This window comes from Rheinheimera sp. A13L (genome assembly GCF_000217935.1).
Classification (GTDB): domain Bacteria; phylum Pseudomonadota; class Gammaproteobacteria; order Enterobacterales; family Alteromonadaceae; genus Pararheinheimera.
Window position 1 is genome coordinate 100826 of the sequence record NZ_AFHI01000012.1, and the last position, 26961, is coordinate 127786.

The 26961-nt window shown below is 40.3% G+C and carries 22 protein-coding genes; all 22 read right to left on the bottom strand.

The annotated features are described in order from the left end of the window. Window positions 1–2 precede the first annotated feature (2 nt). The 22 genes from galE to rfbB all read right to left on the bottom strand — a co-directional run bounded on the left by galE (window position 3) and on the right by rfbB (window position 26917). Window positions 3–1016, bottom strand: a complete 1014-nt coding sequence (gene galE / locus RHEIN_RS07915; RefSeq protein ID WP_008898455.1) for a UDP-glucose 4-epimerase GalE — start codon at window positions 1014–1016, stop codon at window positions 3–5. Between the two features lie 63 nt (window positions 1017–1079). Further along, complete coding sequence (locus RHEIN_RS20670) at window positions 1080–3134, bottom strand: acyltransferase family protein (protein ID WP_008898456.1); 2055 nt, start codon at window positions 3132–3134, stop codon at window positions 1080–1082. 108 nt (window positions 3135–3242) lie between these two features. After that, on the bottom strand, window positions 3243–5171 hold the full coding sequence (locus tag RHEIN_RS07925) for an acyltransferase family protein (RefSeq protein WP_008898457.1): 1929 nt from the start codon (window positions 5169–5171) through the stop codon (window positions 3243–3245). Window positions 5172–5501: 330 nt separating this feature from the next. After that, a complete protein-coding gene (locus RHEIN_RS07930; RefSeq protein WP_008898458.1) occupies window positions 5502–7595 on the bottom strand; it encodes a YjbH domain-containing protein in 2094 nt (697 codons plus the stop codon). After that, the gene (locus RHEIN_RS07935; RefSeq protein WP_008898459.1) at window positions 7592–8353 is read right to left on the bottom strand and encodes a capsule biosynthesis GfcC D2 domain-containing protein; all 762 of its coding nucleotides are present in this window, start codon (window positions 8351–8353) and stop codon (window positions 7592–7594) included. The genes RHEIN_RS07930 and RHEIN_RS07935 overlap by 4 nt, the downstream gene beginning before the upstream one ends. Next, a complete protein-coding gene (locus RHEIN_RS07940) occupies window positions 8350–9036 on the bottom strand; it encodes a YjbF family lipoprotein (RefSeq protein WP_008898460.1) in 687 nt (228 codons plus the stop codon). The genes RHEIN_RS07935 and RHEIN_RS07940 overlap by 4 nt, the downstream gene beginning before the upstream one ends. A gap of 73 nt (window positions 9037–9109) precedes the next feature. After that, entirely contained in the window at window positions 9110–9514 is a 405-nt protein-coding gene (locus RHEIN_RS07945; protein ID WP_008898461.1) for a hypothetical protein, read from the bottom strand. A 132-nt stretch (window positions 9515–9646) separates the two neighbouring features. Continuing rightward, a complete protein-coding gene (locus tag RHEIN_RS07950) occupies window positions 9647–11554 on the bottom strand; it encodes a polysaccharide biosynthesis protein (protein WP_040554765.1) in 1908 nt (635 codons plus the stop codon). Between the two features lie 259 nt (window positions 11555–11813). Beyond that, window positions 11814–13739, bottom strand: coding sequence for a polysaccharide biosynthesis protein (locus RHEIN_RS07955; RefSeq protein WP_008898463.1), 1926 nt, complete (start codon window positions 13737–13739; stop codon window positions 11814–11816). Between the two features lie 139 nt (window positions 13740–13878). Beyond that, window positions 13879–15228 (bottom strand): UDP-glucose dehydrogenase family protein, encoded by a 1350-nt coding sequence (locus tag RHEIN_RS07960; protein ID WP_008898464.1) that lies wholly within the window; start codon window positions 15226–15228, stop codon window positions 13879–13881. Between the two features lie 81 nt (window positions 15229–15309). Continuing rightward, window positions 15310–15864, bottom strand: coding sequence for a sugar transferase (locus tag RHEIN_RS07965; RefSeq protein ID WP_008898465.1), 555 nt, complete (start codon window positions 15862–15864; stop codon window positions 15310–15312). Beyond that, window positions 15858–16817 carry an NAD-dependent epimerase/dehydratase family protein gene (locus RHEIN_RS07970; protein WP_008898466.1) on the bottom strand — a complete coding sequence of 320 codons (960 nt, stop codon included), beginning with the start codon at window positions 16815–16817 and terminating at the stop codon, window positions 15858–15860. Before RHEIN_RS07970 ends, RHEIN_RS07965 begins: the two co-directional genes overlap by 7 nt. Continuing rightward, the gene (locus RHEIN_RS07975; RefSeq protein ID WP_008898467.1) at window positions 16814–17836 is read right to left on the bottom strand and encodes an LPS biosynthesis protein; all 1023 of its coding nucleotides are present in this window, start codon (window positions 17834–17836) and stop codon (window positions 16814–16816) included. Before RHEIN_RS07975 ends, RHEIN_RS07970 begins: the two co-directional genes overlap by 4 nt. 31 nt (window positions 17837–17867) lie before the next feature. After that, window positions 17868–19010, bottom strand: coding sequence for an NAD-dependent epimerase/dehydratase family protein (locus tag RHEIN_RS07980; RefSeq protein ID WP_008898468.1), 1143 nt, complete (start codon window positions 19008–19010; stop codon window positions 17868–17870). A gap of 5 nt (window positions 19011–19015) precedes the next feature. Beyond that, on the bottom strand, window positions 19016–19573 hold the full coding sequence (locus RHEIN_RS07985) for an acyltransferase (RefSeq protein ID WP_008898469.1): 558 nt from the start codon (window positions 19571–19573) through the stop codon (window positions 19016–19018). 102 nt (window positions 19574–19675) lie between these two features. Continuing rightward, a complete protein-coding gene (locus RHEIN_RS07990) occupies window positions 19676–20884 on the bottom strand; it encodes a glycosyl transferase (RefSeq protein WP_008898470.1) in 1209 nt (402 codons plus the stop codon). After that, on the bottom strand, window positions 20881–22044 hold the full coding sequence (locus tag RHEIN_RS07995; RefSeq protein WP_008898471.1) for an O-antigen polymerase: 1164 nt from the start codon (window positions 22042–22044) through the stop codon (window positions 20881–20883). The genes RHEIN_RS07990 and RHEIN_RS07995 overlap by 4 nt, the downstream gene beginning before the upstream one ends. Next, complete coding sequence (locus RHEIN_RS08000) at window positions 22037–23305, bottom strand: flippase (protein ID WP_008898472.1); 1269 nt, start codon at window positions 23303–23305, stop codon at window positions 22037–22039. Before RHEIN_RS08000 ends, RHEIN_RS07995 begins: the two co-directional genes overlap by 8 nt. A gap of 230 nt (window positions 23306–23535) precedes the next feature. Further along, window positions 23536–24084, bottom strand: a complete 549-nt coding sequence (gene rfbC / locus RHEIN_RS08005; protein ID WP_008898473.1) for a dTDP-4-dehydrorhamnose 3,5-epimerase — start codon at window positions 24082–24084, stop codon at window positions 23536–23538. 5 nt (window positions 24085–24089) lie between these two features. After that, complete coding sequence (gene rfbD, locus RHEIN_RS08010; RefSeq protein WP_008898474.1) at window positions 24090–24974, bottom strand: dTDP-4-dehydrorhamnose reductase; 885 nt, start codon at window positions 24972–24974, stop codon at window positions 24090–24092. Next, on the bottom strand, window positions 24971–25849 hold the full coding sequence (gene rfbA / locus RHEIN_RS08015) for a glucose-1-phosphate thymidylyltransferase RfbA (RefSeq protein ID WP_008898475.1): 879 nt from the start codon (window positions 25847–25849) through the stop codon (window positions 24971–24973). Before rfbA ends, rfbD begins: the two co-directional genes overlap by 4 nt. Window positions 25850–25852: 3 nt before the next feature. Continuing rightward, entirely contained in the window at window positions 25853–26917 is a 1065-nt protein-coding gene (gene rfbB / locus RHEIN_RS08020) for a dTDP-glucose 4,6-dehydratase (protein ID WP_008898476.1), read from the bottom strand. Between the last annotated feature and the right edge of the window lie 44 nt (window positions 26918–26961).

A 26961-nucleotide genomic window follows, 5' to 3' on the forward strand; every position in this document is an offset into this window, starting at 1 on the left:
TTTCAGTTGTAGCCGTTTGGGTTGTTTTTTTGCCAGTTCCAGCTGTCACGCACTATATCGTCTAGTGTCTTTTCGGTTTGCCAGTTCAACACTGCTTTGGCTTTAGATGGGTCGGCAAAATAACGAGCCACGTCGCCTGGTCGCCTTGCTGCGAACTTATACGGCACTTCTATTTGATTCACTGCGGCAAAACGAGTCACTATATCCAGTACAGATAAACCTTCACCACTACCTAAATTAAAGGTATCAAAACCCTGGCCTTTAAACAGATGTTGTAAGGCCGCCACATGGCCCAAAGCTAAGTCTGTCACATGGATATAATCCCGCACACCTGTACCATCTACAGTAGGATAGTCGTTACCAAAAATTTGCAACTCAGCTCTTTTCCCCACAGCAACCTGGGTAATAAAAGGCATCAGGTTATTTGGAATACCATTTGGGTCTTCACCTATACGGCCACTCTCATCTGCACCTACAGGGTTAAAATAACGCAATACGGCGATGTTCCAGCTGTTGTCTGAATGATATAAATCCTGCAGCACCCACTCCGTCATTAGTTTAGACTGGCCATAAGGGTTCATCGCCACTGTGGGTGTAGTTTCAGGTAAGGGGCTGTTTTGTGCATCTCCATAGACTGTAGCGGAAGAACTGAATACCAGATTTTTTACGCCAAACTCTGCCATCACCTGACAAAGTTTTATAGACCCACCCACGTTAGTTTCGTAGTACCACAAAGGTTTTTGGGTAGATTCCCCAACAGCTTTTAAACCAGCAAAATGCACTACAGCTTTGACAGGGTATTGTGCAAATACTGCAGCCAAAGCATCAGCGTCCAGCACATCTCCTTCAATCTGAATGATGGATTTGCCTGTTAATTGCTCTACCCGCTTTAACGATTCAGAGCTGGAGTTGCTGTAGTTATCAAAACTAATCACCTGCTCGCCAGCCCGAAGCAAAGCCAAGGCCGTATGGCTGCCAATATAACCGGCACCACCTGTTAACACTACATAGCTCATTTTCACTCCATTGCCTTAAGACATATTATCTTCAACATTTACTCATTAGCGATAATGGCACTATCACTCACTGACCTTGTGGATTTTGCGATTGATAAGCATATGATTGTATATGTGCTGAATGACCAAGCGAGCCCCTGCGTCTGAAAGATGATCATCATCAATATAAAAAGGTTTCTTCTCATACTGCGCGACACAACGCCCAGCAACATATGTATCACAAAATAAAGATTCTGGCTTTACTGGAATAAATCGTTCATTTGTCTCAAAATCTTCGAAAATTTTATTAATAAATTTGTTCCGTTTTTTAAAATCTTCATATGGTATCGAAATCTCATCCAATACAGTATTATTTTCCGAGTAATACTCCATATTAGTTCGTGCAATATCCCAAGAGATCTCAGGGACGGGATACACAAGATAAACATCTCCCCCGATTGACAGCATATTATTAAGAAAACGTCTAATAGCTTCTTTTTTGTCATCGGCTTCGAATCTAAGCCTGCCGTCTTTAAGAACGGCATATTGCCGGTAAGACGCGTCTTTCTCAAGCCCTCCTTCACTATTTGTCGAAGCCATATGATCAACCTCACCCGCTATTGGGTAAAGTTTAAATGTCCATCGGCTTGATATAACAATATCTGAACTAGATTTGCGCATATAAGCAAGAAGCCTGTCGAAAGCCCCCGTACAATCACGGTTAATATTTTCGAAATCAGTTGTATTGTAGTTATCAGGAATAACTTCGCACCCTTCAAGCGCTATCTTCACGCCTTTAATTTTTGATGATAAAAGGATGGAATTTAGCTCTCCACTTATAGCCTGAGAATGGGAATCGCCGTAAAGAAAAACTGATTTAGAAGATGTAACATCACCAAACTCACATGAAAGCGCACCCTCAACTTCTTTAACAGGTTGCAAGGCACAGACATCTCCAGTGGCAAGTAATTTTGCACCAAGACTCTGCCAGGTAATATTAGGTGGCAGACGTGATTTAAACCCGTCCGATTTATAACCAATAAATCCTAAGACCATGAAAAACATACTGCCAGTGACGGAAAAAATTAATACCTGTCTCCGATTAATCATAGTTCTGTTACGGAACGGCTGTTCCACATAACGCCAGCTAAAATAAGCTAAAAACAACGTCAGTGCAGTAAGGACAACAAATACCTCAGCGCCGGACTTACCCGGGCTTTGAATACGTGCAAAAGCAAATAGTGGTTGATGCCACAAATAAGCGCTGTAACTAACCAGCCCAACCCCCACAAACACTTTGTGGCCTAATAACTTTCCTATCAAGTTTTTCTCTGTCGCGAACAAAATGACAAGAACTGAACCAACAACAGGGATCAATGTATAGAAACCAGGAAAGGGAGTTTGTTTGTCAAAAAATAAGACTGCATATGCAATAAGGAGAATACCTAATGAGCTGGCGAGCGAGTTAAAGTAGTGTCCTCCGACCCAAGGAGCGTGAAGTGATCTTCTGGACATATAAAAAGCAGATAAGGAGCCGGCTAACAGCTCCCAGCCTCTTGTAGGTAATAAATAGAATGCAGCAACAGGCATGGCTGTTGAAGCCCAATCAGCAACGAATAGACTAATCAGCAACAAAATGAGTAGCAATACAAAAACCCACCGTTTACCAAACCGCCATGTCGCCATAAGAAACAAAGGAAACAGAACATAATATTGTTCTTCTACTGCCAAACTCCAGGTGTGTAATAAGACATTAAGTTCTGAGGTGACTTCAAAATACCCACTTGTCTGCCAAAAAAAGATATTTGAAGCAAACAAGACCACTGCTATCAGCGACTGAGAGAAGCCTCGCATTTCCTGTGGCAATAAATAAAACCAGGCAAAAGGCAGACATGCAAAAATGACAAAGAATAAAGCAGGAAGAAGCCTTCTTGCTCGTCGTTCATAAAAGTTTATTAATGAAAAATTTCCCCGGTCTAACTCGGCGATAATGATTGTTGTAATTAGATAACCACTAATTACAAAAAAAACATCAACACCGACGAAACCACCGCTGAAAATATTAAATCCCGCATGAAACAATATGACAGGTAATACAGCAACAGCTCTTAACCCGTCTATCTCTCGTCTATATTCCATCGCCAGAAAACTGCCTGATTAATTAAAGCTTCATTCTACCATTTGTTTGACCCCAGGCAATCGACAAACCTGTTAGATCCTGGCAGTCAGTGTGCAACTAAAAATCGATTAGCGTAATCGCTCTTTGATCTCTGAAAACTGGCTGGATTTCAAAAATGTTTCTGCAGCTTGCTTGGAACCATAGATGCTAATGTGAGCACCATCCAGACTAAATGGAATATTCTCTGCTGTTACATCTGAGAGCCTGCCATCGACAACAAACATCGAATATCTATCAACGAACAACACGTTACTATATTTATCTGATGCTTCCTTCAAAAGTTTATGAGCATTCAATGTCAGGTAGTCCTTGACATGAGGCGCACGTGAAACGTCAAAATTTGTATCCAGAAAAATACTCTTCTTAAAACTCGCCATAATATCGAAGTCGAATTGTTTCGGACTAGCCATTAAAACAATCAATTTTAATGTGGGAGCGAGACTTTGAATTAACCTCAGAGTTCCTTCCAGCTTCCCCTGTTTTAAAACATCTCCCCAATCACCACTTAATATCGCGAAATCATAGGAGGATGCATTTTCAGCCAGATACGTCCGATTGTACAGACATTGGCTGAAAGCCCGACTAGCCAGTGGACCTGTATACTCATCATTTACACTGGGATAACACCAGTTAGTTGTTATTGAATTAACCGAAACTTTCGCATCAACGGCTGCTAAATGCCATAAAGGTTCATACTGAGCGGCAAAAGAGTCACCGAACAATACACCTCGAATGTCTGATGACTTGTCCCCAATCCAACAAGCGGTTCCTTCATCCCCGGTATTCAGGTAACTAATGGTGTCGATACTGTAAAAACACCAGCCATTGTTAATTTTTGGTAGTTCTATACCCGTTAAATTGTCTTTTTCTTTCATTCTGTCCGGCAGGCCACCGCTATAATTTCCTATCAGGCCTGTAACTACAAAGAAAAGACTAAAAACAGAAGAAAAAACAATTATTTTTTTCTGACTGATAAGATTCTTATCTCTAAAAGGGGTTTCTACATATTTCCAACTAAAATAAGCCAATACAAGTGATAAGACAATAAGAGCATTCAATACATAAATATCTGGACCATTGACAATACGCTGCTTCGCAAAAGCAAAGACTGGTTGGTGCCAAAGGTATGCACTGTAGCTTATCAATCCAATTTTCACTAGAGATCTATGTCCCAAAAGCTTACCTACTACAGTGGCGGGCTCAGCAAAAAGTATAACCAGCACAGTGCCGACAACTGGGACTAAAGTATATAAACCAGGAAAGGGAGTTTCATTGTCAAATATAATGATAGAAAAAATAATAAGTGACAGGCCTACAAATGCTCCAATTTCACTTATACATAACCTGACATCTCGACGTAAAGAACTTGTAGAGTAAAAAGCTATAAAAGACCCTGCAAGCAATTCCCAACATCGTGCTGGAAGCAGATAAAATGCAGAAGTTGGGTTGTTTGTTGACCAGAAATCAGCTAAGAGCAAGCTAAAAAGAAATATGCCACTAAGCAATCCAACAACCCAGCGTTTTCCTAAGCACCATGTGAACATCATTAATATAGGAAAGGCGAAATAAAATTGCTCCTCAACAGCCAGGCTCCATGTATGTAAAAGAGGTTTTAGTTCTGCAGCCGTATCAAAGTAGTCACTTGAGATCCAGAAGAAAATATTGGAGGAGAATGTTGACACTGCAACTAAACTTTGAGAAAAAGGCTTAAGATCTTGCGGTATCAACCAAAGCCATGCGAAAGGAAGAGAGATAAATAAAACAAGAAAAAGGGCAGGCAAAATTCTGCGGGCTCTACGTTCATAAAATTGAATGAGAGAGAAATTGCCTGCTTCCATTTCTTTCAAAATGATTGTCGTAATCAAATAGCCGCTGATAACAAAAAAAATATCAACCCCAATAAATCCACCACTGAAAAAACTAAACCCAGTATGGAAAAACATAACAGATAATACTGCTACAGCCCTCAACCCATCAATTTCTTTTCTATAATCCATAAACCTTATTTGTCCGAAATAAACTACAGCAATATCAGCTATTTTTAGATTTAGCTTAATGTCAAAAGTGTTCTAAATAGTATGAATGTGATTGCCTTGCTATAGTTCAATTATTAGGCAAATATACGTTTCATATTTAGTGCCACCAAGTAATACTTCCACTGCAAACTCTATAAGCAGTGCACATGTTAAATATGCAGGGAACGAAAACTATTAAAAAGGCAGTTACATAAATACTAGCCTAATATGCACATAATATGGCTAGTACTAAATAATGATTAAGCTTGTGCGTTTAGACAAAGACGCACAAGCTTAATCTCAGCCGCAAACCTAACGAACAAATGGGTTACGGGACTCTGTTAAAGCATTCAAGCTAACTGGTTTATTTAACATCTGTCCGCCATCTCTGGAGATAGGGATCCATGGAATACGACCACGGCCAGTCGCTGATTTAAGCGAGAATAAATCAAAGGGAATAGACACATAAAAGCCTTTGGTAAAACTACCTTCGCCATATTCTTCAGACGACATGTCAGTAATAGCCGCATAAGCACCTGCTACTATGCCGCTATCAAAACGTTTGGCAAAATCTACAGTCACACCTTTATCTTTTGCCAGATACTGACCAAAACTGGCAGTGATCATAGTGTCCTCTAACCACTCCGGAGTCCAATAAAAGCTTAAATGGCCCGTCAGGGTTTTGTAGTCAAAAAACGCCACGTCACTGTCATAGTCCCTTTGCTGCACATAATTCATATCAAAACCAATGGCTAAAGATGAATCAATGGGTTTATACAACAGCTCACCACCTACTCCGCCATACATAGTTTCCAAATAACCAGCATAAGCCTGTCCATACCAGTTATCGGCAATTTCATCTTTCCACAGGCCATATAAATTCTCCATGGTTACATCACTACGGCTGACATACTCACGTACATAAGTACGTACACGAGGTACTCCGGTATTTTGGCCATCTACTTTGAAGTTAAAATCATCAAAGTTGGTCAGTAAGTTGACTTTCACTGTCGTTTGCAAGCTAAAGTTCGTATTAAACTGATAACCACCGCCCAATAACAAGCCGCCCTGGTACATATAAAACTTTTCCGGATTACCAAAGGTTTGGATCCAAAATATATCTGCACTATAACCGAAACCACTTTCATTACGTTCTACTGCCCATTGCTCATCACCTAATACAGGTTCGGTTCTGTGGTAAGTTGTTTTCACATCGGCTTCTGGTGACTCATAACGGGCTGCTTTTACAAACTCTTCTGCATTTATTACGGTTTCGACCATGGGTAAATCCATAGCCTGAATCACTACCCTGTAGGTTTTAATAGTTTCAGGCAAATGTGTGGCAAGAACCCTGCCAATGCGGTTCATTGCAACATCTTCATCACGATAAGCAATTTGTGAACCTTTTAAAATAATCTCACTGTCTTTTATTACATAATTGTTTACAACAAAACCAGCATTTAAGTACAAATCCTGTCGCAGTTGCGCTTTATCTAATACTTCTATCGAAGCCACACGTGTATCAGGAATATCTTTTGCTGGTGGATCTAGTTTGACCTGTTTCAGGTTATTAAAATCAACCTTGTAATTCACACCAAAACCAAAGGTATTACCACGTTGGTAGTTTAAGTTCAGATCAAATGAGTCGTTCAGAGCATAAACAGCTCCTATATTAAAATCTGAATCCTGAACCAAAACCCCAGCTTTATCTTGCAGATAATTATTACCATCGTATTCCAGTTTCAGCCGCAGAGGCTGCCATGGAGTCTGGTATTCAATACCGCCATATAATGCCGCAGGGCCTTTAAAAAACCGTTGATAATCTATTTTTCCGCCAGAACCGCTAAAACCACCAGGTCTTTCACAAAAGCTATCTTTGAACTCACAAAATGGATTGGTAATATTTCCTTTACGACCCAGATATCCCCAACCTATGCCTAAATGAAAATCAAAAGGACCGATTCTTTTACTGACTGCAATAAATTCACTTTCAAATAAACCTGTGCCGCCAAAATCACGAAAACCTAAAGATAAATCTGGTAAAAATTCGCTTTCGCGCCATAACTTAAATTTGACGTCTATGCCCTTATCTTTAAGCGTTTGATCTCCACTAAATCCAGGGTCATCGCTATAAAGTTGGGTCCGGACATCAGAATAACGAACTGTAGTTTCCATCCAGGGGAATAACATCAGGGATGCAGACCAAAACCTGTACTCCTCACTATCCTGGTAATTCAGGCTAAAAGCTCCGGCATCGTTCATACGAGCTGTAGGCATCTGAATTAAACCAATACCACCATGATTACTTTGCGAATAATTATTTTGTACGGGAGAAAAACGCTCGTCAGCAAAAACTTCGGAGCATAGCAGCATAGAAAGTAAAGCAGCTAAACAGGACTTCTTCATTGGGCAACAACCTTGTGTAACAAGAGTTCTACAATTTGTTCGTTGATATGACTAAATACATCCGGCAAGTGGCGTTGTTCAAAAGGAATAAATAACACTGTACCCGGCAATACTTCCTGATGATGTTTATTCCATAAACCTGTTTTGGCGATAGAAATCTTGCCAGAAGCAGGAATAATATAAACAAAAGAGCTGCTGCCACCATCCAGTATAGAAATGGTATCGAGATAGCTATCGACAGACACAGCATTGCGTAATGGCGTCATTTGTTCATCAACTAAGCCTTCGATTTGTAGCTCTGTTGGTCTTGCCCCCACCACCAGTTTGTATTGCCCGGCTGACAGCAGAGGATTAAGTGATTTTTTTGCCCTTACGCGGTCAGGATCCAAAGCCAAATTCATATTTCCTGCCAACTCCCAGCTGGAAATATCTTTTTCTAACTTTTCAACACTTGCTGCCATGCCTGAATCTGAATCTTGCTGAAACTCATGTTTAAGCAGAGCCAATTGGTTCAACAGCTCTTTACGCTGTTGCTCAAGCTTTAATTTGGTTTCTACATCCACTTTAAAAAGCTTTGCTGCAGGCCAGTATAAGGATGGCGAGGTGTTTAATTGACTCACAACAAGCCCTAATCTGGGCCGGTCAAAAAAACCCTGATAGTTGCCCTGATGTTCCACCAAAACAACTGGAGTTGCAGAGCTTACAGTATTAGCAAACACAATAGCTAAGGCGAAAAGAAAACAGCTTAAGCGATTCATCTTAAACTCCCTTTTTTAATTACACCCAACAAACGACCAGCAGTACTGATATGAACCAATTCCATTTCAGGCCAAAAAGGTGCTATGGTTTGTTGGCTTTTTAATAACCAGCCACTATTTAAATCAAACCAAAACTGATTAATTGCAGTATCGCCATTGGCAAAAGTAACCTGCTCTGTGACTAATTTGGTTTGAAAGCGGTATTCGAGTAAATCAAGGGAAGTCACTTCGGTATAAAGAATTTTATAACTCACCAAATGACCAGATTCAGTATTTCCTGACCAATCTGTACTAGTTTGCCAGGCTTGGCCCTCTTGTATTTTTGCCATTTTTTGTTTTAGCGGATCAAGCGCAGTATCAGACAGATACAGCAGGTCATTTTCAAATCCGGTCGTCTTTATGACACGGCCTTTTTCCAGCACTAACATGGCGTCATCTGCAGATACCCATTTATATTGACCATGTTCCAGATAAGCTAAAACAAGAACAGCATTAGGTAAGGTGCCTACTTTGGCGTATAAAACATCGCTTTCTCTGGCTGCTAGTTCAGCTTTAGTTAAACTTGCCCCATCGCCTTGATTAAAAGCCAATTCCAGCGTTTGGGTGTAGGTGCGAAAAGTACTGGAACAGCCCACAAGGCTTACCAAAGCAAAAAATACAAAAAGCCGTATTAATTTGTGCATAAGATCCGTTTCAAGCAAAAGTTATAGATAACAAAAAGCCGCCAGATGGCGGCTTTTAAAAAGTTTTACATTCTTAGCGAGTAGGAGCGTAAGTGAAAGTTACAGGTACCGTGATAGTAGCTGTGCCCGTACCCGTTACGGTAACTGTAGAAGTAGTACCAGTACAAACACCACCCACTAATGGGTCATTGCCTTCACAACGTGGGTTATTAGTACAAACACCATTCACTAAAGTTTGGCCTGTAGGGCAGTTTACCGGAGACTCGCTACGGTTGTTAGAAACAACAGCAGCTAACACACCAGCAGCGATGGCACCAGCAACGATAGTACCAGTGGCGATACCACCGATAGCACCTAAGCCTGCACCAGCAGCAGAAGCACCTGAACCTGCACCAGCAGCACCAGTTTCTTCACCCTGAGCCATTGCTGCGCCAGAAACCACTAACATAGCGGCCATTAATACACTTAATTTTTTCATCACATCATCCCTTTAAAAAAAGTACCGATAGAATAGAGGTTTTTCGAGCAACCGACAAGCACTTTTTTGCCTCTGTTTTACAAATTTCCAACTTTGGATAAAGCAGGAAAACCTTGTTATCAGTGGTATTTTTTAATGAACCAGTTCTTTTTTAACTGCTTCACTTACACTGCCACTGACAAATAATAAATCACAAATCTCACTACTGGGTGCAAAGCCAGTAGGTGCATCCAATAAAATCTGTCTGAGCAACTGCTGATCAAAAGACTGACAAGCAACGTCCAAACTGTTTAGTAACAGCATAGTGGCGGACCATGACAGAAATTGTTCTTTTGCCGCTCTTATTCTGGCATGCTCTGTTTTAGTTTCATTGTTGCCTATCAATAACTCTTCATAGAGTTTCTCACCAGGCCTTAGCCCTGTGATCTGAATTTCAATATCGCCATTGGGGTTAGTTTTGTCTTTTAACTTTAGGCCAGCCAAATGGATCATACGTTTCGCCAGGTCGTAAATGCGCACAGGCTCACCCATGTCCAATACAAAAACTTCTCCACCTTTGGCCATAGCTCCAGCCTGAATAACCAGTTGTGAAGCTTCAGGAATAGTCATAAAGAACCGGGTAATTTCTTTATGAGTTAAAGTTACAGGGCCGCCTGCTTTAATTTGTTGTGCAAATAAAGGTACTACAGAGCCTGACGACCCTAATACGTTACCAAAACGTACCATACACATACGGGTGCTCGTCTGCCTGCTGGCTAATCCTTGTAAAACAAGTTCAGCCATTCTTTTACTTGCCCCCATCACATTAGTTGGGCGAACAGCTTTGTCGGTAGAAATTAATACAAAGTTTTCAACTTTTGCTGTGATGGCAGCTTCAGCACAAGCCCAGGTACCAAATACGTTATTACGCACCCCTTCCACCATATTGTACTCAACTAAAGGTACATGCTTGTAAGCCGCAGCATGGTAAACAGTGTGCACCTGAAAGTTAGTCATCACTTGCTCAAGCAGCTTCTGCTGCTGCACTGAACCTAAAACAGGCTTAATAGCACAGTGATAGCCAAAACGTCTTTTTACAGCATTTAACTCTCGCTCAATCGAATACAAAGCAAACTCCGATACGTCAAATAACACCAACATATCGGGCTTGCAACGAATAATCTGACGGCATAACTCGGAACCTATAGAGCCCCCAGCTCCTGTTACCATCACTACTTTGTTTTTTATATTTGCTTGTAGCAATTGCTGATCAGGTTCAATCACTTCACGACCTAACAAATCTTCAATACGAATATCCTGCAAATCATCAATTTTCATATGACCGGCTACTAAATCGGCCATACCAGGAATACTTTGTATTGGCACTGGCAATTTTGATAACAATTCCAGCAATTCTCGTTTACGGCCACGCCCAGCCGATGGCATGGCTAAAAGCACCCGGTCGATACGGTAACGCTGAATCGCTTTTTCCAGTAATTCCGAAGGTAAAACTGTTAAGCCACACACCGTTGTTTTTTGTAGCTCGGTATTATCATCAACAAAAACGACAGGCTTGTATTCATCACCACTTTGTAATGCGTATAACAATTGACGGCCAGAACAACCTGCACCATAAATCAAAACCCTGCTTTTTGTTTTATGGCCTTGCATTTGTATGGCACTGCGAAAGCCCCAACGACTCCCACCGATCAGCAATACAGCTATGACAGCGAAGCACAGCACTAATCGAGTAATGTCGGTCAGGGGCAAAAACCAACAGAAAACCACAAGACCAATACTGCTTGCAAAAACGCCATTGATCACTGTAGCCACGGCTTGAGGCGCCATATAACGCAAAATTGCCCGGTATAAGCCAAGAGAGTAAAAAACAGTAATACTAAAGACAAGCCAGGTCGACAGGCCTATGCTGTGTGATAGTAAAAATGCAGCAGGTTGCAAAATACCGCTTAGCCAACTAGCTAAAAATAAGGCAGTTAGCAAAAACGCAGTATCTGATAAAACAGAAATCCCCCGTTTTACTGAACGGGGCAGCGACATCATCCAAGTCACGTTTTCACTCCCTCTTCATTCATAAAATTCTCTATTTTGTCAGCAGTATGACTAATTTTTAGACCATCAGCTTAGATCAGCCTCTGACTATCTACCAGTTTTACGCTGTTAAAAATGAACTTTCTATGAATAAAAATGTCCTTTGAGTTCCATATTTACAGCAAGATTACATATTTCTCTAAATTGGCACAACCACAAATTAGTAACTAAGCGTTACTCATGCGGAGGCTGCTTGCCTGCACTTCACTCACTACATACTTTTATTCGCTTGCCACCATAAATCACAAATACCGTCAGTTGGATTAAAACCTGTTGGTGCACTTAACATCAAAGCTCTGATCCTCTCCAAATCATAATTAATTGAAGCGTCGCTCAGCTCACTTAACAGGGCCTGCATCTCATTCCAGCTTAAACAGACTTCATTAGCAGCTTTTATGCGTGGGTGACGGGTTGGCTTTTCATCGTCCCCTATCAGCAACTCTTCATATAACTTTTCACCTGGTCGTAACCCCGTAATTTTGATTTCAATATCACCATGCGGATTCTGTTTATTTTTAATTTCCAACCCGGTTAAATGCACCATCTTTTTTGCCAGATCATAAATTTTTACCGGGGCTCCCATATCCAGCACAAAAACATCCCCGCCCTCCCCCATAGCTCCGGCCTGAATTACCAGCTGCGCCGCTTCTGGAATGGTCATAAAATACCGGGTAATATCTTCGTGGGTCAGGGTAATAGGCCCGCCCTTTTTAATTTGTTTACGAAATAAAGGCACAACAGAGCCCGACGATCCCAAAACGTTACCAAAACGTACCATACAAAATCTGGTGCTCTGTTGCCTTGTCGCCAGAGCCTGTAATGCCAGTTCGGCTAACCTTTTGGTTGTGCCCATCACATTGGTTGGTCGTACAGCTTTATCGGTAGAAATCAAAACAAAGGTTTCAACATTTGAGGCAATAGCTGCTTCAGCAGTGTGCCAGGTGCCAAACAGGTTGTTTCGTAGTCCTTCAATCACATTAAACTCGACCAAAGGCACATGTTTGTAAGCCGCTGCGTGGTAGACGGTTTGCACATGATAACTTTGCATAATTTGCTGCAGGCGCTGCTGATCCAATACAGTGCCTAAAACAGGCAGCAATTGCACATCCAACTGCTGATTCGCTAAGGTGGTGGTTAATTCTTTATCAATTTCGTACAAAGCAAATTCTGATGACTCAAACAACACCAGCTTTTGTGGCGACTGCAAAATAATTTGCCGGCATAGCTCAGAACCTATAGAACCACCGGCACCAGTCACCATTACCACTTTGCCAGTTATATTAGCTGTTAATAACGACGGCACTGGAGCAACAGGGTCTCGGCCCAATAAGTCTTCAATTTTGACATCCTGCAGCTCATCAATTTTCATTTTGCCGTCAACTAAATCCGTCATGCCCGGAATAGTCAGCACGGGCAAACCCAAAGGTTCTAAGCGTTCAATCAGCTTGGCTCTGGTACCACGGCTGGCAGAAGGCACAGCAAGTAAAATACGGCTTATACCGTATTTTTTTATCACAGCTTCAATGCTGTCAGGTGCATGAACTTTTACATCACGTATCATTACACCGTGAAATGATGGATCGTCATCGACAAAAGCAACAGCGCGAAATTCAACACTGCTGGCAAGCGCAAGTAATAACTGCCGCCCACTGGCACCAGCTCCGTAAATCAGCACTTTATGATGAGCGTTGCGACCACTGACAGTGACAAGCTCCCGAAGTAATATTCGTGAGCCCGCAATTCCTGCAAAGGCAAAAAATACATAATTTAAGTTGCCCGACAAACTATATAAAAAGGCGTTGGCATCAATTGCGAAATGAAGCAGAACACCGGAAACCATAGTCCCTGCGGCTATTGCCACCATAGATCTTAGGCCAATAAATCGAACTACAGCTCTGTATAGACCTAACAGGCTAAACACAACAATAGTAGCCAACATCACAGCCATAAAACTTAAAACAAAAGACTCGTCTTTTATTAGTTCAAGACTGTCGTAACGCAAATAATAGGCCAGCACCCAGGATGCAAATAATATAAAACTATCGATACTAATAGACACTGTGCGTTTGAAAAAACGAGACCAGTCCATCATAGGCTGTAAACACTGCTGTAAAACCATAGAAGTAAAATTGCGCAAAACACACTCCAAATAAACAAACCATTTTTTATATAACCTAAATGCCCTATGCCTTATGAAAAACATCGCACCTGGTTAATAACCGCAATCCTCTGCAGTTTTGTGTCACCAAAAAAACCAAACTTAAATTATTACTTTCTTATAAAACATCATAGGACTGCACGCTTTTTGCCCGGCCTATCGCATAATAACTAAAGCCTTTTTGTTTCAACCGCTCAGGATCAAACAAATTGCGCCCGTCAAAAATCACAGGAGTCACCAATTGCTGTTTCAGGAAGTCAAAATCCGGTGCCTTAAATTGTTGCCACTCAGTACAGATAATAAGAGCGTCAGCACCCTGTAATGCAGCTTCTTTTGTGCCACAGAGCACAAAATCAGGACGTATACCATAAATACGCTGGGTTTCTTCCATCGCCTGAGGGTCAAAGGCATGTACTGTAGCGCCAGCTGCCCATAACTCTTCTATCAAGACCCGGCTGGACGCTTCACGCATATCGTCTGTATTGGGCTTAAAGCTCAAACCCCATATAGCAAAGGTCTTACCTGTTAAATTGTCACCGAAATGTTTTTTTACCAGTACAGGCAATTTGTATTTTTGCTTATTATTAACAGCCTCAACAGCTTGCAGGATCTTTGGCGTATAACCATTTTGCTCAGAAGTGCGGATAAGTGCCTGCACATCTTTGGGGAAACAAGAGCCGCCATAACCACAACCTGGGTATATAAAGTGGTAGCCGATACGTGGATCAGAACCTATGCCTTTACGCACAGCTTCAATATCTGCACCTAACAGCTCAGCAAGATTCGCCATTTCGTTCATAAAGGAAATTTTAGTAGCCAGCATACAATTCGCGGCATACTTGGTCAGCTCGGCACTGCGCACATCCATAAAAATCATTTTATCGTGGTTGCGGTTAAATGGCTCATACAACTCACGTACAACATCTACTGGTTGATTATTGTAAGTTCCGATAATAATGCGATCTGGCCTCATGCAATCGGCAACTGCCGCGCCTTCTTTTAAAAACTCAGGGTTCGACACCACATCAAACTGAATATCCACAGCTCGTTCAGCTAATACCGCCGAAATTTGCTGTTTTACTTTGTCTGCAGTTCCTACTGGCACTGTAGACTTATCAATCACTACTTTTGGCGAGTTCATATAAGTCGCAATAGTTTTAGCAACTGCCAATACGTACTGCAAATCAGCGGAGCCGTCTTCGTCAGGCGGTGTGCCCACAGCAATAAACTGAATTAAACCATGTTCTACGCCAAAAGGGGCATCTGTGGTAAAACGCAGCCGCCCCGCCTGAAAGTTATTTGTGACCAGCGGTGTTAAACCAGGTTCATAAATTGGGATAATGCCCTGATTCAACTTTTCAACGCGTTCAGCATTCACATCTACGCACACTACATCATGGCCAACTTCAGCTAAAACCGCGGCTTGAACCAAACCAACATAACCAATACCAAAGACGGTAACTTTCATAGATCCTGCTTAATCCTTTAGTGAGCATGGCATGAGCTTAATCATCAGAGTATTAACCTTGAGTAAACTCAAGGGCTTAGCTCAACTTTTTACTCTATCCCCAGAGCCTTTACCAGCCACAGTCATAAAGATATATTTGAAATAATCTTTTAAAGAAAGCTTAGATAACATTTTTTGGTCGGTTTCTGCCAACAAGACAGGAGTAGACATATCGATTTCATTGACCTGAGCTAAACCGGTAATACCAGGTCGGAAATTAAACACCCCATGTCGCTCCCGCTCGGCAATTAATTCTTCCTGATTAAATAAACAAGGCCGGGGCCCGACCAAGCTCATTTCCCCCTTTAACACATTCCATAACTGTGGCAACTCATCCAGCTTGGTTTTACGCAGAAAGCCACCAAAAGGAGTTATTGCTGCAGCGCTAGCTAAATGGCTGGCTACAGACTCAGTGTCAGGCTTCATGGTCCGAAACTTAATCAAAGTGAAAGGCTTTTTATTACGTCCAACTCGAGTTTGACGAAAGATCGGAGAACCAGTATCGAACATACCAATAATTGTCAGAATAACTAATACTGGAAAACCAAGTATCAAACCACAAAAAGAAAAAATAATATCTAATAACCGAATCAACATAAATCCACCTTTATAAAACAGCGCCGAATCCCTTCTTTAACAGAAATTGGCGGCATCCAACCCAATGTTTCTTTGGTATGACTGATATCTACCTGCAGATTGCCACATAAACGGTCAATCACAGCCTGCTTACCAATGAGTTTGCCTGTAAATTTAAGCCAACTAACAGGTATAGAAAGGAGACGCGATCTTCTACCGGCGGCATCAGCCATCATGTTCAATAATTCAGTAGTAGATAAATCATCATCATCACTGACTAAAAACGTCTGGTTTGCCGCTTTGGGATGACTAATGCAGGTGACAATTAAATCGATAAGATTATCTAACCCAACCAGACTACGCTTATTAAAAACAGCCCCTAACGGTAATGGTAAATTTTTACTCGAAAGTTTTAGTAACTTACCAAAATTGCCAGGGGCATTTGGACCATATACCAACGTAGAGCGAATTATAACAACTTCCATTCCAGTTTCTTGCGCGATCAACTTTAAGCCTACCTCTGCTTCAAGTTTTGACAAAGCTGCCATCTCGATAGGCTTCGGATGGTCCGTTATATTGAATGGCTTAACGCTGGCTTGGCCATGCACGCTAACAGAGCTTAAAAAAATAAAACGTTTTACGCCAGCCTCATGAGCCAAACGCGCAAAATTCAATGTAGCGTCTCTGTTAACTCTCGAGCATTCAACGGCAGCCTCAACAGCCAAGTGGGCTTTTCCTGCTAAGTGTATAACCACATCACAATCAGAAAAGCTATTGCTGATGCTAGAAATCGTACCTATATCATCTAATAAAGGCATAGTTACGTTTTCTAACGATGAAACCAATGGAGCCCTTGCAGGGGCAACAACCTGATAACCTTGAGAGGCCAGCATCTTTAACAAGGCTTTACCTATAAATCCAGTCGCCCCGGTCAGAAGGACTTTATCTGGCTTTGCAGTATTTCTAAATTTCATATTGAACGGTCTATTTGCACAAAAATTTTTTCCAACCAAACTTTAAGTGAATAACTTAGTACTACAGAGTTCATTGGAGTCTTATACACCGATTGAATATAGGCATCGGTTAAGACCGGAGCGTTACGATCAACAACAGCGATATTGTTGGGGTCGTAAAAATCATAATTAACTATGTCCGCATTTGTTGTTATCAACTTTTTTCCATAACCAAGCATCTCAATAGTTCGCATCGTTAGCCCTGTCTGGCTAGGATGCTCTATATCAATAACGATATCAGAAGAATCTAAAACATCTTGAATTTCTTTCTTTGATAACGACGTAAAGGAAAATTCTTTAACAGACATTCCAGCGTATTCATTAGTAAATAGCTTTCGCAACCAAAAAAACAACTTTCCCGGACAAAACAAAAATACAAATGTCTTCATGCCACGCCGATCAAACTCTTTAACAATTTTTTTAACAACTTTGGCCCTATCACTGTGAGCGGAGCCGATAAAACAAGCTGCGTACTTGATATCGCTGTTAATTGATACCACTCCAGAACTCCGACTAAAAACCTTGGAGTAAAAAAGAGGTAAAAACTCGACGTTGGGAAACAAATCCCTATCGTCCCTATCAAATGTAAAAACTTTATTAAAAAGATGCAGCACACTCTCGGCATCTTTATTTGCAATAGAATCCCACATATAAAGCAACGTCTTGATATTAGGGTTAATTACTTTTAAGCGCTCAACAAAGTTGGCAGTCATTGTTTCCGGTGAAATAACAAAAAAGTAATCAAAAGCGTTATCTGCCGCAGCCTTTAGCATTTTTTCATAATGCTGACGAATAGTTTTTTTGATAAAGAATTTCAAATTCACTCTATTACAAATCTTCGCAATAGAAGATGAAAAGGGTCTTTCATCGAAATACTGCACAACAGCTCCCATATTTTCTAGCTGCGATATAATTTCATATTCGTAGCCGAAAAAAGAAGGAGAGATGAAAAGCACACGCTTACCAACTAAGTGTTCCATAGATAACCACGTCAAAGTAATAGTTTACAAACTATTTATAAAGGCCTTTAACCTTCATTTCTGCTATCGATTTATCGTAAAGATCAGCTTGAATACTCTGCTCGTTAACCCAAGAGGTAAACCGAACAAGTCCTTCAGCAAAACTAACTTTTGGCTCAAAACCAATTTCTGATTTTATATAAGTTAAGTCGGCATAGTTATGCCTAATGTCACCGATGCGGTAGTTACCGCTTATTGTTATCAATGACTCAGATTTATAAAAAGACTTTAAAGAGTGCGCTACAGTCATCACATCAGTGCAATAACCGGACCCGACATTAAAGACCTTATAGTCGGCATTTTCGTTGAAAATTGCCAAGACGATAGAGTCTACAACATCATCGATATAGACAAAATCGCGGCTTTCTAAACCGTCTTCAAAAATATTTATATCATTACCATTTTTAATTCTAGTAGAGAATATGGAGAGAATACCGGTGTATGGATTAGACAACGACTGGCCAGCTCCATAAACATTCTGAAACCTAAGAGCAACTGTTGGAATAGACAAACTTTTGCCTGTAATCATAAACATCTGTTCTTGTACTTGTTTAGTTACACCGTAGATGGACGACGGATGGATCTTACTGTCCTCATCAGTTGGCATTAACTCAGTATCATTCGAACAATGTGGACATTTAACGTTGAAATCACCCGATGCCATATCCTTGCCACTTCTGGCTAATGGATAAACAATGCCGTGAGATGTACACTTATACTTACCTTCACCGTATATAGACCGTGAAGACGCGATGATCATCTTCTTCACACCGTGTTTTTCGTTTGCTAAATGATCTAAAAAAATAGCTGAGCCACCAACATTAACATCTGAGTACTTTTTTATTTGATACATTGACTGGCCAGTACCAGTTTCTGCAGCCAAATGCACAACGACTTCATTTCCTTTCAGAGCTTCAACCCAATCCTGCTGGTTTTCAACAGAGCCATGAATGAACTTAACCTTATCCTTAATTGATAAAAAAAGTGGCGACTGTTCAGGTTCTTCTCCATGAATTTGCGGAGATAAATTATCAAGAACAGTAACCTCACAACCAAGTTCTATTAATTTTAATGCCAAATTGCTTCCAATGAAGCCTGCACCACCAGTGATAAGAATTTTTTTTGTAGTAACCATATAAATTAACCTTTGAATCTATCCCAAGTATTAGTAACCGCGTTATATTGCTTGATTATTTTTGCTGGATTACCTGCGATAACACAATAATCAGGGAACACACCTTTCACAACAGAATTAGCACCAACAATGCAATGCCGTCCTAAAACGGTACCCGCCCGTATAACGCACCCATAACCTAAAAACGAATTTTCACCAACAACCACTTCAGCTTTTGTCAGTGGCTGTTCCATAATATGAACGCCTATACCTTCATATTGATGCTCAACATCAGAAATAAATACATTGGCAGAAACTGTAACATCATCCCCTACATTAATACCTACACCGGAAATGATGTGAAGACATTGACCAACAGAAACATTATTTCCAATATGAATAGTGCCCGAGTCAAATGTTTCGATTCTAGCCCCTGGATAGAGCCTCACCCTACTACCTATAAAAACGTTTTTTACATTGAGCAAATATAGAGGCTTACCTATATATGACAACATTCCAAATCGACCAAAAAACGATTTATACAATAGTGCTCTGAACATCCACAATACTTTTTTATTCAGCATTTCGACCAACCTATTTCAACAAGCGCCAGATGCTCACCGTGCTACACCGTAATTTCCACTTCAACACGCTTGACAAATAAAAATTAAGCGATGTATCACATGTCACTTTAAAAGATCTTTTTGGTGTCTTATTGAGCTAATGTGTGCTAAATATCTCATTAAATTGAAATAATTCAAAGGACCAAGAATCCGAAGTGTCACTTTCAAGAAAAAATTAATGACTTTGACAGCTTTTGAAGCATCGTTCAGATTCTTAAAATTCAATCGCTGTCCAGGTTTATAATCTTTTATCACCAATCTGTGCTTTTCTGCAAACCGTCTCACGTTTCCACTCATAGCAAACGGAGAACCGTCGTTAAATGTATCGCAGTGTCGCCTGTTTGAATAGAAGCGTCTAAGAGCGGGAGTGATATAGGCACCATCTTCAAAATAATCAAATGAATAGAAGTCTTGGAATGAATAGCTTTCAGACTTGCTCTTCAATTTCGCTGCATAGTCTTTTGCCAATACAACAAAATCAGGTCTGCTATCCATAGCAAATCTATCCTGTTTCTTTGCAATATTCCCAGGATTCTTTTCATCAAATGAACTGAAATGTATAAACTTCAGATCAACGTCGTTATTAACCACCAGTTTGTCATTGACCGTTGAAATAGAACGCTCATGAAGATTCCAGAACGCCAGATTCAAACCTGCATCAAATGAAACTTTCATACTTTTGAAAAAAGAAGGCGCTATGGTAACCCACTTTTGGTCTACTCCTAAACCTGACTGAGGTTCATAATAGCCAAACTCCAGACAACGATCAGACCACCAATGAAGGAAAGCAACAGCATCAGGTTTGTTCGAGACAGCTACAAAACCCAGATTAAAGGTTCCAAATTTCAAAAGTTCAAGATCGTCAGGTTTGTGTCCGTCAAGAATAGGCTCGAAATAATGTGGAGTAACCAGAATTGCTTGTTCCGTTAATTCTTCCCAAACAGAGTTCAAGCTTGAGAATACTTGAATATCAGGATCCAGATACATCACATTTTCGTATTTTTCCAACAACTTAAGTAAAGTATAAGGTTTTACATTTGTGTTGAATTCTATTACATCATATGAAAATGCATATCGCTCCCAATTTTTAATGCCTAAATCTTCAACCCACAGAAGATTCACGTTTTCAGGCACAGAAATGCTATTGATCTTCCTGTCTGTCAATAAAAGATAAAAATCGTCTGCAGGGTTATTAACGATGTAACTATCAGCCAAAACCAGTGCCTTAGGCAGGTAATTTATTGAACAAATTGTTAAACATGCATTTGTCATTTAAAATCCTTAAATGTTAAAGCTGAAAATTTAGCATAAATTAGAAATATAAATACCGGTATAAGGGTAGTAATCCAAAAGCCGGGGGATGAGAAATAGGCGTCTTCAAATACCATCATGAATAAAGGATAAATGGAAATGGAAAACAAATATAGAACAATAGGCGATGAATCATTTTTATATACTTTGTATAGATACATGTGAAAAATACTTAAGAAGAACATCGCCAAAAATATAGCCAAAAAATCACCATCATGATAAAGAGGGAAAAGTATTGTATATGTGTTGCAAGCAAGGGGCACCATAGCAAATGGATTTAGATCGGGTTTCTGTGAAAGTTCATAACCTGTGAATAATGTAAACACAGACCGAAAGGCGTTAGGTATGAGCAAACCACCATCCACTTGCTGATTACCGTAAGTCGTAAAGTCGTTGAAACAGGCTAAACTGCTCATTGTATAAACCTGAAGGTTCCACACTACAGTTTCTGCCATACTCCTATTTTCAGCTCCTTTTCCTAAAGCAAGAGCAAGAATGATAAATAGAAGTACAAACAAGAGCCCAAATAAAACAACGTGTTTAACTCTTATGACCTTATTCCGGTATAAAACTATAGTTGTTCCTATAATAAACAGAAGAAGAGACAACCGTCCTGTGGTTAGAATCGCAGACATTATTCCAACAAAATAAACAAACGAAACGCTTCTCTTAGAAAGCTTGTCTGAAAAAGATAAGATAAATATACTAACCATTACACCGATAAAGAAATAGCGCACCAAGTTAAATAAAACTCGATCACCTATAAAATCTGTAATCAATACCTGCCTAATAGTTATCGGGTTTATTTGTCCACCGGTTAAATTCAGCAAAACATAGTATATATTTACACATACCAAAGCCCCACCGATTAAATATAGCGTAATTGTAATTTTATAAAAACTGATGAAAAAATCATCTTTCAAATAATCATAAGACATCATTTTAAGAGCTGGTAGTTTTACTTTTGATGTCAGCAAAGACCCAAGTGTGAATGCCAATACAGCCACAGCCAAAGACATCCAAGTTGAAATATTAAACGGATAAAAAGTATCACTAAAGAGAGAATGAAGGATGATCTGCGACATCCACAAAATGGTAAATATGAATAAAGGATTAAACATGAGCTAATTTTCTTCTGAAAAGAATATACATGCACAATGTATCAACTAATGTCCTAACACACCAACTCATCGCCGCGCCTACAACGCCATAAGAATCGATCATAACATAGACGAGTGGAATATATAAAACGAATTCGCACAAATGCAGCTTTGCTGTAACCTTAACGACGGCAAGAGAATGAAGAGCAGTATAATAAATGTATCCGACTCCATTCATTAACACACCTAAAGAAATTAAAACTGCAACATAATAAGAGTCATCACCAAACTCAGCTCCAGCGAACAAAACCAAAAGTGGTTTAGCTACCAGCGCAGTAAATACAACACAAACAGATAAAATAGCGGCAACAAACAGAGCTGATTTATTTACTGTTTTCACGGCTGAATCTCTATCCATAGTAAAGTCTTTAGCGACTTTAGGTAACAACGTTGTTCCAATAGAACCTGGGACTATAAGTAACCTGACGATGAACTCAAAAGGAAGCGTGTAGAAAGCAACAGAAGAAGCACCTAAAATATTAGAAATGAAAAATCGATCTATATTAACCAGTAAAGGACTTAATAAGTTAGTTATAGACATCCACCCACCGAATATAAATAACTTCTTATACTTATCTGTTCCTACCTTATTAAGAATAAATTCTTTTACGTCGACGACTTGAATGAAATAATGAGAAAATAAAAGAAAGCCTATCACCCTTGCAACGATGAGTGATGAAGCGACAACTACCATTGAATTATCAAAAAGATAAACACCAATGACGGGAGCGAGAAAGAGCAGAGCTCCCATGATTATTTTTGCGATATTACATTCGAAGAATTTTTCATATCCTTCCAGCACACCTCTTAGACCTGCGCTTAAGGTTGTAATAGGAATGCCAAGTGATGCTATCAATAAACTATAATAAACATCTTGTTCATATTGAGGAGATAAATTCAGAAGAGTATAGGATACATAGTCCGAAGACAAAACAACGATTAATCCACCGACAAGTCCGGTAAATATAGTTAATATTAATCCCGCTTTTATAATAGATTGGACCGAATATTTATCAGTCTCGCTGGATATTTGCTGCGTGAGGGCACGGCCCACTCCGAAATCAAAAAGACTAAAATAGCCGACAATAACCCAAAGGATTGTTAAGACACCAAACAGTTCGATCCCAAGTTGCTTTATCAGAATAGGTATAGATATGACACCAACCAGAAGTGGTGCCAGCGATCCTGCGACATTCCAGAGTGTATTTTTTTTAAAAGACATAAAACTCACTATTTTGCATTAAAGCGTCTTTGCTTAACAAGAAATGCAAATCAAGCTATCAGCGAACGCCTTAACTCTTACTACATCACTGAAAAGAGAAGTTACTGGAGCGTCGCTCAGAATCAACATCTCAGAAGCAGATTTCAGAACGAACATCGGACTTCTGCCCGCTAAGACTTTAACCGAAAACAAAAACTGCCATTGTCAGTACAATGGCAGGGTATAAATTATTACTTAAATAAATCAGCATCTTTCAAACGTTTTGCTTTATCGTCTTTCTCAGAGAGAAGCGGTGAAACGGTTAAAGGCCATTCAATACCAATGTCACTATCGTTCCAAAGGATCCCACGGTCACTATCAGGTGAATAATAGTTTGTTGTCTTATACAAAAACTCAGCTGAGTCACTGAGAGTTAAAAATCCGTGAGCGAATCCTTCTGGTATCCATAACTGCTTTTTATTTTCAGCAGACAGATGTACACCGACCCACCGCCCAAATGTCGCAGATGATTTACGTATATCCACTGCAACATCAAAAACTTCGCCTTGAACACAACGAACCAATTTACCTTGTGCACAGGGGTCAAGTTGGTAATGAAGTCCTCTCAATACATTCTTAGAAGATTTAGAGTGATTGTCTTGTACAAAATTTACCTTACGACCAATTGCGTCTTCAAATTTTAACAAGTTAAAACTTTCAAAGAAAAATCCACGCTCATCACCAAATACTTTTGGTTCAATTATTTTCACATCAGGTATAGAGGTATCAATAATATTCATTTGAATCACTTATATTTGTCGACGTTAGTAAGAGCAGTTTGCCAATCCGAAGGTTTGATACCGAAGGCTTTTTCAAGCTTCGAGCAATCTAAGCGAGAATTCGCTGGCCGTTTGGCAGGCGTTGGATAATCTTCCGTATTTATGGCTTTCAGCAAAGGAATATTCGTCAGGACGTTGCTACCTTCAGCTGCCTGGAAAATTGCTCTGGCGAATTCAAACCAACTCACATAAGGCATACCACTATAATGATAGGTCCCCCACAGTGCTGTCGATGGTGTTGACGTTATTTGCTGACAAATCGATATCAGCGCATCAGCAATATCACCGGCATAAGTTGGCCCACCGAACTGGTCGGCTACAATACCAAGCTCAGGTCTGGTTTGTCCCAAACGGAGCATAGTCTTAACAAAGTTATTACCGTGCTCACCGAATACCCAAGCTGTTCTCATTATAATATGGTGAGGACAATGTTCCGCAACTGCAGCTTCACCGTCCAACTTTGTTTTCCCATAGACGCCGTTGGGACCAGTTGGGTCTTTCTCGTTATATATAGAATTTTCGTGTCCGGAAAATACGTAATCTGTCGAGATATGTAACAATGCTGCATTTACTTTATTGGCTGCGATAGCCAGATACTTACTACCTAAATGGTTAATTGCATTTGCAGCTTCTGTTTCGATTTCTGCTTTATCCACCGCAGTATAAGCAGCAGCGTTGATAATGACATCAGGCTGAAATTTCATAACGAAATCTTCAACTTGCTGTTGATTGCTGATATCAAGCACACTTCGGTCTGTAGCTAGTAGCTCGACTTTACCAGTAAGACGTTGAACCAACTGATGCCCTACTTGCCCGTTTGAGCCTGTAACTAATACTTTTAAATGGTTCATTTTGTTGCTACCAAGCGCATTAAGTACTGGCCATATTCGTTTTTCAGCATTGGTTTAGCTATTTGAACAAGTTGTTCGTCACTCAACCAACCATTACGCCACGCAATTTCTTCAAGACACGACACTTTAAGTCCTTGCACATGTTCTATGGTCTGAACAAAAGATGATGCCTCATGCAAACTTTCGTGAGTACCTGTATCAAGCCATGCAAAACCACGGCCTAATACTTCTACACTCAATTTACCCGCCTCGAGATACATCTGATTAAGAGTAGTAATTTCCAACTCGCCACGACTTGAGGGTTTCACAAGCTTTGCCATTTCAACAACATTATTGTCATAGAAATAAAGCCCAGTAACAGCATAATTTGACTTAGGTGCCGCTGGCTTTTCTTCTATTGACACAGCTTTCATCTCAGAATCAAACTCAACAACTCCGAAACGTTCCGGATCTTTAACTTTGTAACCAAAAACAGTAGCCCCACTTTCACGTGATGCGGCATTTTTAAGTGTTTTGGAGAAGTTATGACCGTAGTAAATATTATCGCCTAAGACGAGACAAACATTATCTTTTCCAATAAAGTTCTCACCAATAATAAATGCTTGCGCTAAACCGTCAGGAGTTGGCTGTATCTCATAGCTGATGTTGATCCCAAAGTCCTTGCCATCTCCCAAGAGACGGCTGAAGCTATCACTATCTTCTGGTGTGGTAATGATCAAAATATCGCGAATGCCAGCGAGCATCAAGGTCGATATAGGGTAATAGACCATCGGTTTATCATACACAGGAAGTAGCTGCTTGGACACTCCACGAGTGATCGGATAAAGACGTGTACCAGAGCCACCTGCTAAAACAATTCCTTTATAATTGGCCATACATTAAGACTCCTTTCCTAAACGTTCTAATTTGTAACTTCCATCAAGCACAGCTTGCCACCAGTTTTTATTATCCAGGTACCAAAGTACTGTCTTCCGTAAACCAGTTTCAAAACTTTCAGCGGGTGTCCAGCCTAACTCGCGCTCGATCTTACTAGCATCAATAGCATAACGCAGGTCATGGCCAGGTCGGTCTGTCACATAAGTAATAAGGTCTTCATATTTGGCTACATGTGCTGGCTTGTTAGGAGCCAGCTCTTCCAACAGCTGACAAATAGTCTTGACGACTTCAATGTTTTGCTTCTCATTGTGCCCACCGATATTATACGTCTCGCCTACAGCACCTTTTGTTACTACTTGATGAAGTGCTCGGGCGTGGTCTTCCACGAATAACCAATCACGGATTTGATTTCCTTTTCCATACACAGGTAGTGGCTTTCCAGCCAAAGCGTTTAATATGATTAACGGAATCAGCTTCTCTGGAAAATGATATGGACCATAGTTATTTGAACAGTTTGTAACAACTACAGGCAAGGCGAAGGTGCGATGCCAAGCACGAACTAAATGATCTGAACTTGCTTTACTAGCAGAATATGGACTACTTGGTGCATAAGGAGTCGTCTCAGTAAATAAATCGTCTGTACCATGTAAATCGCCATACACCTCATCTGTGGATATGTGATGAAAGCGGAATGCAGCTTTGCGTTCCTCAGGAAGTTGACGCCAATAGTTCCTGGACGCTTCAAGTAGAGTATAAGTACCTATGATATTTGTTTCTATAAATTCCGCAGGACCATCGATAGAACGATCAACATGACTCTCTGCGGCAAGATGCATCACCAGGTCTGGCTGATGTTCAATAAAAACTCTGTCCAGCTCAGAACGATCGCAAATATCAACGTGCTCAAAAATGTATCGCGGACTATCGGAAATTTCGGCAACAGAATTTAAATTACCTGCATAAGTTAATTTATCTACATTGATGACACAATCTTGTGTGTCCTTCACAATATGCCTCACAACTGCAGAACCGATAAAACCAGCACCACCTGTCACTAAAATTTTCATTACTTAATATCCTCTAGATCTATTACAACATATGTCTGCTATTG